The 14,085-nt window shown below is 72.4% G+C and carries 10 protein-coding genes; 1 reads left to right on the top strand and 9 read right to left on the bottom strand.

Annotated features, from left to right (window positions below; genetic code table 11):
- Positions 1 to 283: 283 nt before the first annotated feature.
- The 9 genes from obgE to ACIRQ7_RS29265 form a co-directional block, all read right to left on the bottom strand.
- On the bottom strand, positions 284 to 1,720 hold the full coding sequence (obgE, locus tag ACIRQ7_RS29305; RefSeq protein ID WP_401470322.1) for a GTPase ObgE: 1,437 nt from the start codon (positions 1,718 to 1,720) through the stop codon (positions 284 to 286).
- A 135-nt stretch (positions 1,721 to 1,855) separates the two neighbouring features.
- A complete protein-coding gene (gene rpmA, locus ACIRQ7_RS29300) occupies positions 1,856 to 2,113 on the bottom strand; it encodes a 50S ribosomal protein L27 (RefSeq protein ID WP_018088248.1) in 258 nt (85 codons plus the stop codon).
- A 14-nt stretch (positions 2,114 to 2,127) separates the two neighbouring features.
- Entirely contained in the window at positions 2,128 to 2,448 is a 321-nt protein-coding gene (rplU, locus tag ACIRQ7_RS29295; protein ID WP_398559477.1) for a 50S ribosomal protein L21, read from the bottom strand.
- 292 nt (positions 2,449 to 2,740) lie between these two features.
- Complete coding sequence (locus tag ACIRQ7_RS29290) at positions 2,741 to 6,607, bottom strand: Rne/Rng family ribonuclease (RefSeq protein ID WP_404265616.1); 3,867 nt, start codon at positions 6,605 to 6,607, stop codon at positions 2,741 to 2,743.
- Positions 6,608 to 6,826: 219 nt separating this feature from the next.
- On the bottom strand, positions 6,827 to 7,630 hold the full coding sequence (locus ACIRQ7_RS29285) for a TIGR03936 family radical SAM-associated protein (RefSeq protein WP_401470312.1): 804 nt from the start codon (positions 7,628 to 7,630) through the stop codon (positions 6,827 to 6,829).
- A gap of 48 nt (positions 7,631 to 7,678) precedes the next feature.
- A complete protein-coding gene (locus tag ACIRQ7_RS29280) occupies positions 7,679 to 9,082 on the bottom strand; it encodes a hypothetical protein (protein ID WP_404265615.1) in 1,404 nt (467 codons plus the stop codon).
- Positions 9,063 to 9,653, bottom strand: a complete 591-nt coding sequence (locus tag ACIRQ7_RS29275; protein ID WP_404265614.1) for a GNAT family N-acetyltransferase — start codon at positions 9,651 to 9,653, stop codon at positions 9,063 to 9,065. The genes ACIRQ7_RS29280 and ACIRQ7_RS29275 overlap by 20 nt, the downstream gene beginning before the upstream one ends.
- A 77-nt stretch (positions 9,654 to 9,730) precedes the next feature.
- The gene (locus ACIRQ7_RS29270; RefSeq protein WP_401470303.1) at positions 9,731 to 11,656 is read right to left on the bottom strand and encodes a TIGR03960 family B12-binding radical SAM protein; all 1,926 of its coding nucleotides are present in this window, start codon (positions 11,654 to 11,656) and stop codon (positions 9,731 to 9,733) included.
- A gap of 80 nt (positions 11,657 to 11,736) precedes the next feature.
- Positions 11,737 to 13,335, bottom strand: coding sequence for a CHAD domain-containing protein (locus ACIRQ7_RS29265; protein WP_404265613.1), 1,599 nt, complete (start codon positions 13,333 to 13,335; stop codon positions 11,737 to 11,739).
- 246 nt (positions 13,336 to 13,581) lie between these two features.
- On the opposite strand from ACIRQ7_RS29265, the gene ACIRQ7_RS29260 reads away from it, so the two are divergent.
- The gene (locus ACIRQ7_RS29260) at positions 13,582 to 14,082 is read left to right on the top strand and encodes an ATP-binding protein (RefSeq protein WP_404265612.1); all 501 of its coding nucleotides are present in this window, start codon (positions 13,582 to 13,584) and stop codon (positions 14,080 to 14,082) included.
- Positions 14,083 to 14,085 lie beyond the last annotated feature (3 nt).

The following is a 14,085-nucleotide window of genomic DNA, read 5'->3' as shown; positions in this document are numbered from 1 at the left end:
CCGTCCGCTTCAACCAGGCCGCACTCGACCTGTGCGCCAAAGCCGACGAACGCCGCACCCGGATGGAAACCCGCCTCACCGGCATCCCCGGCCAGCGCTCGCAGGAGGACCTGGAGGCCGCGGAGACGGCCGATCTCGACGCGCACGGCGCTCCGGACGAAGCTGCCGCCGTCTAGCCCGCAGCCGGGCGTCTGCGGGCCCGCAGCGACCCTTACGCACACGGGGAAGGCCCCGGGAGGATTCCTCCCGGGGCCTTCCCCGTGTGCATGGGCTCTGCGCGGCTCTAGAAGGGCTTGAAGCCCTCGTACTCGTCGTCGGCCTCGTCCCGCTCCAGGTCACGGTCCTTGCGGCGCTGAGCGGCCGGACGGGGCGCCTCCAGGCGGTGGTCCTCGCCACGACGGCCGAGCATCTCCGCACCGGCCGCCATCAGCGGCTCCCAGTCGAAGACCACGGCGTTGTCCTCGTGGCCGATCGCGATGCCGTCGCCGGCGTGTGCGCCGGCCTTGCGCAGTGCGTCCTCCACGCCGAGGCGGTTGAGCCGGTCCGCGAGGTAGCCGACGGCCTCGTCGTTGCTGAAGTCGGTCTGGTTGACCCAGCGTTCGGGCTTCTCGCCGCGCACCCGGAAGAAGTTCTCGCCCTCGGGAGTGACCGTGAAGCCCGTGTCGTCCACGGCCTTCGGCCGGATCACGATGCGGGTGGCCTCCTGCACCGGCTTGGCGGCGCGGGCCTTGGCGACGATGTCCGCCAGCGCGAAGGACAGCTCCTTCAGGCCGATGTGGGCGACGGCCGAGACCTCGAAGACGCGGTAGCCGCGCTCCTCCAGGTCGGGGCGGATCATGTCGGCGAGGTCCTTGCCGTCCGGCACGTCGATCTTGTTGAGGACGACCACCCGGGGACGGTCTTCCAGGCCGCCGTACTGCGACAGCTCCGCCTCGATCATGTCGAGGTCGGAGACCGGGTCGCGGTCCGACTCCAGAGTCGCGGTGTCCAGGACGTGCACGAGCAGCTCACAGCGCTCGACGTGCCGCAGGAACTCCAGCCCCAGGCCCTTGCCCTGGCTCGCGCCCGGGATCAGACCGGGCACGTCCGCGATGGTGTAGACGGTCGAACCGGCCGTCACCACACCGAGGTTGGGCACCAGCGTCGTGAAGGGGTAGTCGGCGATCTTCGGCTTGGCGGCCGAGAGAACGGAGATCAGCGAGGACTTGCCCGCGCTCGGGAAGCCCACCAGCGCGATGTCCGCGACGGTCTTCAGCTCCAGGACGATGTCCCGCGCCTCGCCGGGCTCGCCGAGCAGCGCGAAGCCGGGAGCCTTGCGACGGGCGGAGGCCAGCGCGGCGTTGCCGAGGCCGCCGCGGCCGCCCTGGCCCGCGACGAAGGTGGTGCCCTGGCCGACGAGGTCGGCGAGCACATTGCCCTGGCGGTCCAGCACGACGGTGCCGTCCGGGACGGGCAGGACCAGGTCCTGGCCGTTCTTGCCGGAACGGTTGTCGCCCGCGCCGGGCTGGCCGTTGGTGGCCTTGCGGTGCGGGTGGTGGTGGTAGTCGAGAAGGGTGGTGACGTCCTGGTCGACGACCAGGGTCACGTCTCCGCCACGGCCGCCGTTGCCACCGTCCGGGCCGCCCAGCGGCTTGAATTTCTCCCGCATCACGGAGGCCACGCCGTGGCCTCCGTTACCCGCGGCGACGTGCAGCTCGACGCGGTCCACGAAGGTGGTCATGGTGGGGTCCTCCAGATAACTACGGGAATGTCTCTGTACTAACACGCCGAGGGCGGACCGGCCTTCCCGCTCTCACGGGAAAACACGGTCCGCCCTCGGAGTGACGCTATTGCTGCGCTATCGAACGGAGCTGAATTACTCAGCGACCGGAACGATGTTCACGACCTTGCGGCCACGGTGGGTGCCGAACTGCACCGCGCCCGCAGCCAGGGCGAACAGGGTGTCGTCGCCGCCGCGGCCGACGCCCGTGCCCGGGTGGAAGTGGGTGCCGCGCTGGCGGACCAGGATCTCACCGGCGAGGACGGCCTGACCGCCGAAGCGCTTCACGCCGAGCCGCTGAGCATTGGAGTCGCGACCGTTCCGAGTGGACGATGCGCCCTTCTTGTGTGCCATGTCTCGTCAGTCCCTTACTTCGCCGGAGCGTCGATGCCGGTGATCTTCAGCGCCGTGTGGAGCTGGCGGTGGCCGATGCGCTTCTTGTAACCGGTCTTGTTCTTGTACTTCTGGATCCGGATCTTGTCGCCCTTGTGGTGGTCCACGACCTCGGTCTGGACCTTCACGCCGGCCAGCACCCACGGGTCGCTGGTGACGGCGTCGCCGTCAACGACCAGCAGCGTCGAGAGCTCGACGGTGTCGCCGACCTTCGTCGTGGAAATGCGGTCAACCTCGATGACGTCGCCAACAGCAACCTTCTGCTGGCGTCCGCCGGTGCGCACGATCGCGTACACGCGGAACTCTCTTTCGCTAGAAACGGGTCCTCTGATGCCAGCCGCTCACACAGGCGATGCAACACCTGCGAAATCCGAGTGGACGAGCGGCCTCCCTCGGCGGACCGAGAGGTGTTTGCTCAGGGGTTTGGCGTCACACAGACACCGACGGTCAAGGTTACGGGGCCTTGACCAGGGGGTCAAACCGGCCCCGGGCCGCTGACGGACGCTGTGGAGAAAAGCGTCCGCCGACGGCCCGGGCACGGCTGCACTGCTGGACTGCTGCGCTGCTCCGGCGGCTGCCGGGCGGTGCTCAGTCCTCCGTCGAAGCCGACACCGACGGCAGCGGCTGCTGCTCGGCGGCGGCGGTCTTCTTCGTCGCCGCCTTCTTCGTCGTGGTCTTCTTCGCGGCGGTCTTCTTCGTGGCGGTGGTGGTCTTCTTGGCCGCCGTCTTCTTCGTGGCGGTGGTCTTCTTCGCCGCCGTCTTCTTGGCCGTGGCCGCCGTCTTCGTCGCGGTCTTCTTGGCGGCCGTCTTACGGGTCGCCTTCTTGGCCGTCTTCTTGGCGGGCTCCGCCTCGGCACCGTCGGCACCCTCGGCTGGCTCCGGCGCCTCGGCGGCCGGCTCGGCGACGGGCGCCGCCTGCTCGGTCACCGTGACGATCGTCGCGGCTTCCTCGGACCCCTGCGGCGAGCCCGCCGGAGCGGTCGCCTTACGGGTCGCACGGCGGCGCGGACGGGCCGGCGCGGGCTCCGCGGCCGGCGCCTCGGCGACCGGCTCCGGAGCGGCCTGGGGCTCGGGCGCCTGCGCGGGCTCGGCCGGCACCACGATCGCCGCGGCTTCCTCGGCGGCCTTCGGGGCGCCCGCCGGGGCGGACACCTTCCGGCTCGCCCGCCGGCGTCCACGGCGTCCTGCCGCGGCCTCGGCCTCGGCCGGGCTGCTGAACCAGTCGTCGGAGGTGTCCACCGCGGGCTGCAGCTCGGCCTCCGTCACCGGGGCGGGCTCCAGCTCCGGCGCGCTCTCGTCAGCGGCGGCCTCGACCTCGTGCTGGTGGTCGTGGTCGTGCTGAGCGCCGTTGGCCGCCTTGCCTTCCTTGCCCTTCTTCTTCCGCTTGCCGCCGCCACCGGCCACCGTCGGCTGGTCCATGTGGACGATGACGCCGCGGCCGTTGCAGTGCACGCAGGACTCGGAGAAGGACTCCAGCAGGCCCTGGCCGACCCGCTTACGGGTCATCTGCACCAGGCCCAGCGAGGTGACCTCGGCGACCTGGTGCTTCGTACGGTCCCGGCCCAGGCACTCCAGCATCCGCCGCAGCACCAGGTCGCGGTTGGACTCCAGCACCATGTCGATGAAGTCGATGACGACGATGCCGCCGAGGTCGCGCAGCCGCAGCTGACGCACGATCTCCTCGGCCGCCTCCAGGTTGTTCCTGGTGACCGTCTCTTCGAGATTGCCGCCCTGACCGGTGAACTTCCCGGTGTTGACGTCGATCACGATCATCGCTTCGGTCTTGTCGATCACCAGCGAACCGCCGCTGGGCAGCCAGACCTTGCGGTCCAGCGCCTTCATCAGCTGCTCGTCGATGCGGTACGTCGCGAAGACATCGACGTCCGAAGTCCACTTCTGCAGACGGTCGGTGAGGTCCGGCGCGACATGCGCGACGTAGCCGTGGATGGTCTCCCAGGCGTCGTCGCCGCTCACGATGACCTTGGAGAAGTCCTCGTTGAAGATGTCGCGGACGACCCGGACGGTCATGTCCGGCTCGCCGTAGAGCAGCGTCGGCGCGTTGGAGCTGCCGCCGCTCTTCGCCTTCTTCTGGATCTCTTCCCACTGCGCCTGGAGCCGCTGGACGTCACGCGCCAGCTCGTCCTCGCTCGCACCCTCCGCCGCGGTACGGACGATGACGCCCGCGTCCTCGGGGACGATCTTCTTGAGGATCTGCTTCAGCCGCGACCGCTCGGTGTCCGGGAGCTTGCGGCTGATACCGGTCATCGAGCCCTCGGGCACGTAGACGAGGTAGCGGCCGGGGAGCGAGACCTGGCTGGTGAGCCGGGCGCCCTTGTGGCCGATCGGGTCCTTGGTGACCTGGACGAGCACCGACTGGCCGGACTTCAGCGCGGTCTCGATGCGCCGCGGGCCGTTGGCCATGCCCAGCGCCTCGAAGTTGACCTCGCCGGCGTACAGCACGGCGTTGCGGCCCTTGCCGATGTCGACGAAGGCGGCCTCCATCGACGGCAGGACGTTCTGCACCTTGCCGAGGTAGACGTTGCCGACGTACGACGTCGCCTGCTCCTTGTTGACGAAGTGCTCGACGAGCACGTTGTCCTCAAGAACACCGATCTGGGTGCGCTCGCCGCTCTGGCGGACGACCATCACCCGCTCGACGGCCTCACGGCGCGCCAGGAACTCCGCCTCGGTGATGATCGGCACCCGGCGGCGGCCCTGCTCGCGGCCCTCGCGGCGGCGCTGCTTCTTCGCCTCCATACGGGTCGAGCCCTTGATGGACTGCACCTCGTCGAAGCCGGTGCCGGGCTCGCGCTCTTCCTTCTTGCGCGGCTCACGGACCTTGACGACCGTGCGCTCCGGGTCGTCGCCGTTGTTGGCGCCGGAGGAGTCGGCGTCACCGGAGTCACCGCTGCGACGGCGGCGGCGCCGACGCCGACGACTGCTGCTGGAGCCGCCGTTGTGGTCGTCTTCCTCCTGCTGGTCCCGCTGGTCCTGCTGGTCGGAGGAGCGCTCGTCGCTCTCCTCGGGCTCCTCGTCGGCGCCGGCGTCGTCGCGCCGCGCGCCGGACCGGCCCTCGGCGGGCTGGTCGTCCGAGCCGTCGGCGGAGTCACCGCGGCGGCGGCGACGGCCGCCACGGCGGCGCCGGCGCGAGGGACGGTCGCCCGACTCGTCGTCGCCGGGTGCGTTGTCGCCCTGCTCGGTGTCGTCCTCGGGCTCGTCGGCCTCGTCCGTCTCCGGCTCCTCGACCGGCGCCGCGGCCACCGGCTCGGGCTCGGCCGGGGCGCCACGACGGCGGCGCCTGCGGGGCGTCACCGCCGCGGGCTGCTCCTCCTGGACCTGCTCCGGCTCGGCCTCGACGGGGGTGTTCTCACGGGCCGCGGCAGCGGCGGCAGCGGCCGCGCTCTCCGGGGTCTGGAACATCGGCTCGGTGAAGACCGGCGCCTGGAAGACGGCGGTCGGGGGACGCTGCGACCGGCGGCGGCCACGGGCCGGCGCCTCCGGCGCGCGCTCCTCGGCACGGGGTGCCTCGGCCACGGGCTCGGCGGCGCGCTCACCACGGCGGCGTGCCCGGCGCTTGGGGCCCTCGGGCTCGGCCTCGGCGGCAGGGGCGGCGGCAGCGGGTGCCTCGGCGGCTTCCTCGGCAGCCGGCGGCGCACCGGCGGCGGAGGTCGCCTTGCGGCCGGCACGGCGGCGCGAGCGGGCCGGAGCCGCGTCCTCGGCGGGGGCCTGCTCCTCGGCGACCGGAGCGGCCGGGGCGGCGCTCTCGGCGGGCTCGGATGCGGCGGTCTCCTCGGCGGCGCTCTGCGGGGCGCCGGCCGGGGCGGTGACCTTACGGGTGGCGCGGCGGCGGCCACGGGCGGGCCGGGCGTCGTCGTCCTGGGCGGCGGCCGGGGCGGGCTCGGCAGCGGCCGGGGCGGGCTGCGCGGCGGGCGCGGACGCCTCGACGACCACCGGCTCGGCGTCGCTCGCCTGCGGGGTCCCCGCGGGAGCGGTGACCTTGCGGGTGGCGCGGCGGCGGCCACGGGCGGGCTTGGCGTCGTCGCCGGAGTTCTCCGTGTCAGCGGAAGAGGCTGCGGTCTCCTCCACTACGGCCGGAGCGGGCGCGGCAGCCGGGGCCTCGGCCTGCTCCGCGTCCCCCGCCTGCGGGGAACCGGCCGGAGCGGTGACCTTACGGGTCGCGCGGCGGCGGGTACGGGCGGGCTTGGCGTCGTCGCCGGTGGTGACCGTGGAGGCGTTGTTCTCCTCGGCGGCGGCCTGCTGCGGCGCGGGCGCGGCAGCGGTCTCGCTGCTCACCACCGCGGCGGCAGCGGCGCTGCCGGCCGCCGGCGGGCCGGCCGGCCGGGATGCCGCGCGGCGCCTTCGGCGCGGCGGCAGCGTGTCGCTGGGTGAGTGGTTGTCGTCGGCACCACGGTCCGCGGACTGCGTGGATTCGGTGGGCTCAATTGGTTCGAGCATGCGGGCGGTTCTCCCGTCACGCTCCCGGGCGCCGCGCCTGATTCCGGTCGCGGTCCGCGTGATGTGCGCGGTTCCGCTGTCCGGGGGCGTAAGCGCCGCACGGGAGCTGTCGTCTCGCTCGCCGGTTCCGTAGGTCGGGGACCGGCGAAAGTCTCCTGGTCAGTGCGCTGCCGGACCGGGGTGGCTCCCTGGCTGCTCGGCGACGCGACGACGGCGGTCCTACGCAGTACCTTCCCCGGAAACTGCCGGGGAGGACCCACTCGGCGCCTTCGCGGCACTCAGCCCGGCGGCCGTGGGTGGGGCGGCCGTGGCAGCGTCGCGGTCGGGCGCTAGCGGGTCAGTCACCGCGCCGGTCTCCTCATCGAGCAGCCCCTGCGCCAGCCTGGTCACCGCAGCGGGGACCGGCGGCGCCAGGTCGGCCGTAGCTCGGAGGCCGGACAGGACGTCGTCGGGTCGAACGGCAGGTGTCAGATGCCGAACAACCAGCCGCAGTATCGCACAGGCTTTGCCGTCGGGCCTATCGCCCTCGCGCTCGGTGGCCTCCAGACGCGCCACCGCCGCCCGTGCGTCGAAGGCCCGCATGCCGTTTTTGGTACGGCGTTCCACCTGCACTTCTTCGGCGGCGAGGAACGCCTCGACGGCCCGCTGGGCCGCCTCGGCCTCGACGCCCTCGAGCCGGATCTCCCACACCGAGGCCTGCAGCCGGTCGGCGAGACCGGTGGTGTGCGCCTCGACGGCGTCGATCACATCGAGCCCCGTCGGCAGCGACTCGTCCAGCAGGGCGCGCAGCGTCTGCGGGTCGCGGTGCTTGGCGAGCTGGATCTCCAGATACTCGGCCTCGCTGCCCGTGCCCGTCGGGGCGGCGTTGGCGTACGACACCTTCGGGTGCGGGCTGAAGCCCGCGGAGTAGGCCATGGGGACCTCGGCGCGGCGCAGCGCCCGCTCGAAAGCGCGCTGGAAGTCGCGGTGGCTGGTGAACCGGAGGCGGCCGCGCTTGGTGTAGCGCAGTCGGATGCGCTGCACCGCCGGTGCGGGCGGCGGGCCTTCGGGCTGTCGCTTGCCCAGTGTCTCTCAGTCCTTCGTGAGTGCGGTCGTACTGCTACCTAGAGTACGTGCCTCGGGCGTGTCCGGTTCCCGGCGGGGCGCCCCCACAGAGGCCCGCTCCGGCTCCCGCGGGGCGCCGAACAGCGCGCGCCGGATCTCCCTGCGGGTCTGCCGCGCACTCTCGCGTGCGGCGGCCAGCGCCTGTGCGGTGGCCCGGCCCGCCGCCCGTACGGCGGTGCGCACCGGCCGCCAGATGCCGTCCCGCAGGCCGTGCCCGAGCGGGGTCAGCACATGGCGGAACGTCCAGCGGCACGGCTCCACGAGAATCAGGCGCAGCAGCGTGCCGAGGAATCTGCCGATGGCGCGGGAGACGAAGCCGGCCGCGCGCCAGCAGTGGCCGAGCGCGTCACCGACCTCCCGGACGAGCACGGTCACCACGGCGACCAGCGCCCGTGCGACCGGCACCAGCACGTACCGCCACAGCGCCGCCGCCGGTACGACGAGGATCCACCGGACGAGCGCGGCGAGGACCGCACCGGTGCCACGCACCAGCCACGCGATGCCGCGCCCCACGGGCGTCAGCACGTACCCGTACAGCCACCGCACCGGCGCCACGACCAGATACCGCCACAGCCAGACCGCCGCGGCGCCGATCCCGCGCGCCACCGGCACCACCACGAACCGCCACAGCCCCACCCACGGCCACACGAACAACGCCCGGCCGCACCACACCAGCCCCACACCGACACCACGCGCCCACCACGCGACCCCCCGCCCCACGGGCGTCAGCACGTACCCGTACAGCCACCGCACCGGCGCCACGACCAGATACCGCCACAGCCAGGCCGCCGCGGCCCCGATTCCGCACGCCACCGGCACCAGGATCCGCCGGTACATCCACCGCACCGGCGCCACCACGAGATACCGCCACAGCCACGCCGCCGCGGCCCCGATCCCGCGCGCCACCGGCACCACCACGAACCGCCACAGCCCCACCCACGGCCACACGAACAACGCCCGGCCGCACCACACCAACCCCACACCGACACCACGCGCCCACCACACGATCCCGCGCCCCACCGGCGTCAGGATCTGGCGGTGGGTCCAGACGACCGGGGCGACGACGAGTGTGCGCCAGGCCCACGCGAGGGGTGTGACGACGAGCGTGCGCCCCAGCCAGGCCAGGCCGCGGCCGAAGGGGCGCAGCACCGTCCGGTCCACGGCCTTGGCGCAGACGACCATCGCGTCCCACACCAGCCGTACCGGCACCACGAGGACCAGCACCACGATCCGCACCGGGAGCCGGACCGCGGTCGTCAGACAGCCCTCACCGGGCTCGTACCGCACCGGTGCGTGCCGGGCCTGCCCCGGAACTCTCTTGTCGAGGGGTACGGCTTCGGCCCGCCCCGGCTCACGGTCCGACGGCTCCATGTGCTGCGCCCCCTAGTGCTTCGCTGCCCGCGGCCGCGTGGATCCAGTACCGCAGCTTCACTTCCCGCTGGTCCTCGAAGACCCCGCCACAGGCCTCGATGACCCTACGCGAGGCGGTGTTGGTGTCATCACAGGTGACCAGCACCGGATCGATACCCACCTCCCGGTGCGCGTACAGGAGGGCGGCGCGCAGCATCGCGGTGGCGTGACCGCGGCGGCGGGCGGTGGGGCGCACGTCGTAGCCGATGTGGCCGCCGTACTCGTACAGGAAGTCGTTGAGCCGGTGGCGCAGGCCCAGCCGGCCGAGGTAGGTGTCGCCCTCGACGTACCAGAGGTTGTCGCAGGGGACGTAGCCGAGCGGCCCGAAGACCTCCTCGTCGGTCATGGACCGCAGCCAGGCGGTGTATTCGGCGAAGACGGCCGGGTCGTGCCACCGGTCGGCGTACTTCCGGATCTCCCGCCCGACCGCCGAGCCGTCCTCGTCGGCGCCCCTGCCCTCCGCCTGGAATTCCGCCATGGCCTGGAGGAAGGAGGTCTGTACGCGGACGGTGGGTGCGATGAGCTGAGGCATCGCCCCAGTGTGGCCGGACACGCTTCGGCCCGGCCACCAAAATACGGTGACCGGGCCGAAGCGGCTGACGAGCGGCGCTACTTGACGACCGACAGCGGCAGCAGCTTCTTGCCGGTGGGGCCGATCTGGATCTCGGTGTCCATCTGCGGGCAGACGCCGCAGTCGAAGCACGGGGTCCAGCGGCAGTCCTCGACCTCGGTCTCGTCGAGCGAGTCCTGCCAGTCCTCCCAGAGCCAGTCCTTGTCGAGGCCGGAGTCCAGGTGGTCCCAGGGCAGCACCTCTTCGTACGTGCGCTCACGGGTGGTGTACCAGGCGACGTCGACACCGAAGGCGGGCAGGGTCTCCTCGGCGGCCTTCATCCAGCGGTCGTACGAGAAGTGCTCGCGCCAGCCGTCGAAACGGCCGCCGCCCTCGTAGACGGCGCGGATGACCGAGCCGATGCGGCGGTCGCCGCGGGAGAGCAGCCCTTCGACGATGCCGGGCTTGCCGTCGTGGTAGCGGAAGCCGATGGAGCGGCCGTACTTCTTGTCGCCGCGGATCTTGTCGCGCAGCTTCGTCAGCCGGGCGTCGGTCTCCTCGGCGGAGAGCTGCGGCGCCCACTGGAACGGCGTGTGCGGCTTGGGGACGAAGCCGCCGATGGAGACGGTGCAGCGGATGTCGTTCTGCCCGGAGACCTTGCGGCCCTCGGCGATGACGTTGACCGCCATGTCGCCGATCTGCAGGACGTCCTCGTCGGTCTCGGTGGGCAGACCGCACATGAAGTAGAGCTTCACCTGCCGCCAGCCGTTGCCGTAGGCGGTGGAGACGGTCCGGATCAGGTCCTCTTCGGAGACCATCTTGTTGATGACCTTGCGGATGCGCTCCGAGCCGCCCTCCGGGGCGAAGGTCAGTCCCGAGCGACGGCCGTTGCGCGTCAGCTCGTTGGCAAGATCGATGTTGAAGGCGTCGACGCGGGTCGACGGCAGCGACAGGCCGATCTTGTCTTCCTCGTACCGGTCGGCGAGCCCCTTCGCGACCTCGCCGATCTCGGTGTGGTCCGCGGAGGACAGCGACAACAGGCCGACCTCCTCGAATCCCGTGGCCTTCAGCCCCTTCTCCACCATGTCGCCGATGCCGGTGATGCTTCGCTCCCTGACGGGGCGCGTGATCATGCCGGCCTGGCAGAAACGGCAGCCGCGGGTGCAGCCACGGAAGATCTCGACCGACATCCGCTCATGGACGGTCTCGGCCAGGGGGACGAGCGGCTGCTTGGGGTAGGGCCACTCGTCGAGGTCCATGACGGTGTGCTTGGACACCCGCCACGGCACGCCGGAACGGTTCGGCACGACGCGGGAGATCCGCCCGTCGGCCAGGTACTCGACGTCGTAGAACTTGGGGACGTAGACGCTGCCCGTCTTGGCGAGGCGGAACAGCAGCTCGTCGCGGCCGCCGGGCCGGCCCTCGTTCTTCCACGCACGGATGATGTCGGTGATCTCCAGCACCGCCTGCTCGCCGTCGCCGACGACCGCGCAGTCCAGGAAGTCCGCGATCGGCTCCGGATTGAAGGCCGCGTGGCCGCCCGCGAGGATCAGCGGGTGGTCCTCCGTGCGGTCCTTGGCCTCGATCGGGATGCCGGACAGGTCCAGGGCGGTGAGCAGGTTGGTGTAACCCAGCTCGGTGGAGAACGAGACGCCGAGCACGTCGAAGGCGCTGACGGGGCGGTGCGCGTCGACCGTGAACTGGGGCACCTTGTGCTCGCGCATCAGCGCTTCGAGGTCCGGCCAGACGCTGTAGGTGCGCTCGGCGAGCACGCCCTCGCGCTCGTTGAGCACCTCATAAAGGATCATGACGCCCTGGTTGGGCAGACCGACCTCGTAGGCGTCCGGGTACATGAGTGACCAGCGGACGTCGCAGTCGTCCCACTCCTTGACGGTGGAGTTCAGCTCTCCTCCGACGTACTGGATCGGCTTCTGCACGTGCGGGAGCAGGGCCTCTAGCTGTGGGAAGACCGAATCGACAGACATCTGTGACCTTCGTGAGCTGACAGGGGCGACTCACAAGCGTAACCGCCCGCGGCCGCTCCCTTTTACGGCCGGGGATCCGGTCAGGGGCGGAGGGCCTTGCGGAGCTTGCGCCGGGACGCCTTCTTCCACCGGGCCGGCAGTTCCCGCTCGTGTCGTGCCGCCCGCGCCTCCTCCCTCCCGAAGAGCAGGCCGAAGGTGAACCCTCCCTCGCCCGCGCGGTGCGCCTGGAGGGCCAGCTCGCGCAGCGTCGCGCGCGCCACGACGCTGTCGTGGTGGTCGCCCAGCAGCTGCTGCACCCGCTTCGTCCGCCTGGTGAACTTCTTCGCCGGTTTGCCGAGCGCCGGGCGCGCCGCCTCCGCCGCGTAGCGGGTCCGCTTGGCCGCCTTGCGGGCACGGTGCAGCGCCTCGTCCCGGCCGGGCCCGGCGGGCGTGTCCAGCGCGGTCGCCATCCGGCCGGCCAGCCGCCGGTAGTCCTTGAGCACGGCCTTCGCCAGCACCTCCGGCGCCGGACGGGCGGCCGCCTTCAACAGCGGCGGGTCCTCCAGGAGGGCGTGCAGGGACTCCAGCAGCGCCAGGTACCGCGCCCCGTCCAGCTCGGCCATCAGCTCCTGCCGTGCCACGAGGCGGCTGCGCTGGGACCAGATCCGCAGCCGGGCGGCCACCGGTCCGAGCTGCAGCGTCCCGGGCAGCTCCGCCAGCCCGCCGCGCAGCCGCTCCGTCAGCACCTCCTGATCCCGCTCCTTCCCCAACTCACCCGCCAGCCACTTCAGTTCACAGCCGATGGGCCGGGTGACGTCCCGGTCCCACACCGTCGTGTACGAGCGGAACGCGCTGCGCAGCCGACGGGTGGCGACCCGCATCCGGTGCACGGCATCGGGCAGGTCGCGCCGCACCGCCGGGTCCAGTTCGATGATCGCCCGCATCTGGGCGCGGACGTAGCGCAGCACGACGTCGCCGGCGGTGGGCGCCTTGGTGCCGTGCTTGCGGCGACGCGCGCCGGGCGGGCGGGCGCCGTCCTGTTGCGCGGGCGGGCCTTCCGGCGCGGTCTCGGCGAGCGCCCTGGCCAGCTTCGACGCCGATCCGGCAGGGTGGATCCCGGCGGCGGCCAGCGCCCGCTCGACGGCATCCAGCAGTTCCGCGCCGGCGCGTCCCCCCGTCCCCGCGCCCTCTCCCCCGCCCGCCCCTTCCCCGGTCAGCTCCACCTCGATCTCGTGCCATCCGACCTCGGCCGAGGCACCCGGGAACACCCGGCGCGCCCGCACCGCGTCCACCGCGACCTCCGCGAGCGGGGTGCCCGCGGCATCCTGGAGGATCCGGACCGTGCGCCGGGTGCGCAGCCGGATGACGGGGACGAGGGCGCGGCCCAGCACCCGTGAGCGCACGAGAGCGGTCAGGTCCCCGGGCGGCTCGTCGGACAGTCCGGCCCGGATCTCGTCGCGCACCCCAGGGGCGACCGGCAGCTTCAGATGCCAGCCCGCGTCCTGGCCGCCGGTGCGCCGTCGCAGGGTGATGCCGTCCGCGGCCAGCAGCTGCTCGGCGGTGTCGTAGTAGACCGCGTCCAGGTCGACGGCGCCGTGCTCCACCACGGAAGCGATCCGCGCCACTCCGGTCAGGTCCGGCAGCTGCGTCTCGTCGGCCGCTGCGTACTTCCGCTCGATCTCTCGCACGGTGTCCACCATGCATCGAACCTAGTCACCTGCCCCACGGACGGCCACCCTCCGGACCGGCCGACCGCCCCGCTCACGGATCCGCCGGGCTCATGACGGAGCACGGGCGCGGCGCACGTCACCGCCCACGCGCTGACGCTTCGCGCCGCTCATGGGGAAGGTCGCACGCACCGCACGGGGTGACCTACGGTGTGTCACCACCCACCCACGCAAGGTGGCCCTGGCGTTCACTCGACCCCTCCGGGGAGGGAGACTCCCGTGCACCCTCACACCGCCGCCGTCGCCCCGACGCCCCTCCGCGTCTCGGCCGGCGCCCGCCCGTACCTCCTGGCCGCACCGAGCGCGCCCACCGCCCCGAAGGTCGCCCGGGACTTCGTACGCGCCGTGCTGCACCGCACGCCGCTCGCTCCGCTCGCCGACACGGCGGTGCTCCTCGCGTCGGAGGCGGTCACCCGCTCCCACCTCCGGGCCCCGGCCGGCGCCGGCACCACGGACATCCTGGTCCGCGTGCTGACGGCGGCGCACGGTCTGCGGATCAGCGTCCATGACGAGGGGATGGCCACCGCCCCGGCGCCGCGCGGGGAGGCCGGCCGGCAGCCGGACCCCGAGCAGCCGGACCGGGGCGTGCTGCTGCTCACGCGGCTCGCCGACCGCTGGGGCACGACGCCGTCCGAGGGGCCGGTCCGCTCGATGTCCCTCTGGTTCGAGCTCTACGCCGCCGGCGGTGACGGCAGCGCGGGCAGGGGCGTCAGCGGCTGACGC

It is taken from the genome of Streptomyces sp. NPDC101393, assembly GCF_044767385.1.
Classification (GTDB): Bacteria; Actinomycetota; Actinomycetes; order Streptomycetales; family Streptomycetaceae; genus Streptomyces.
The sequence above is the reverse complement of the archived record's forward strand: the minus strand, read 5'-3'. Positions and strand labels throughout refer to the sequence as shown.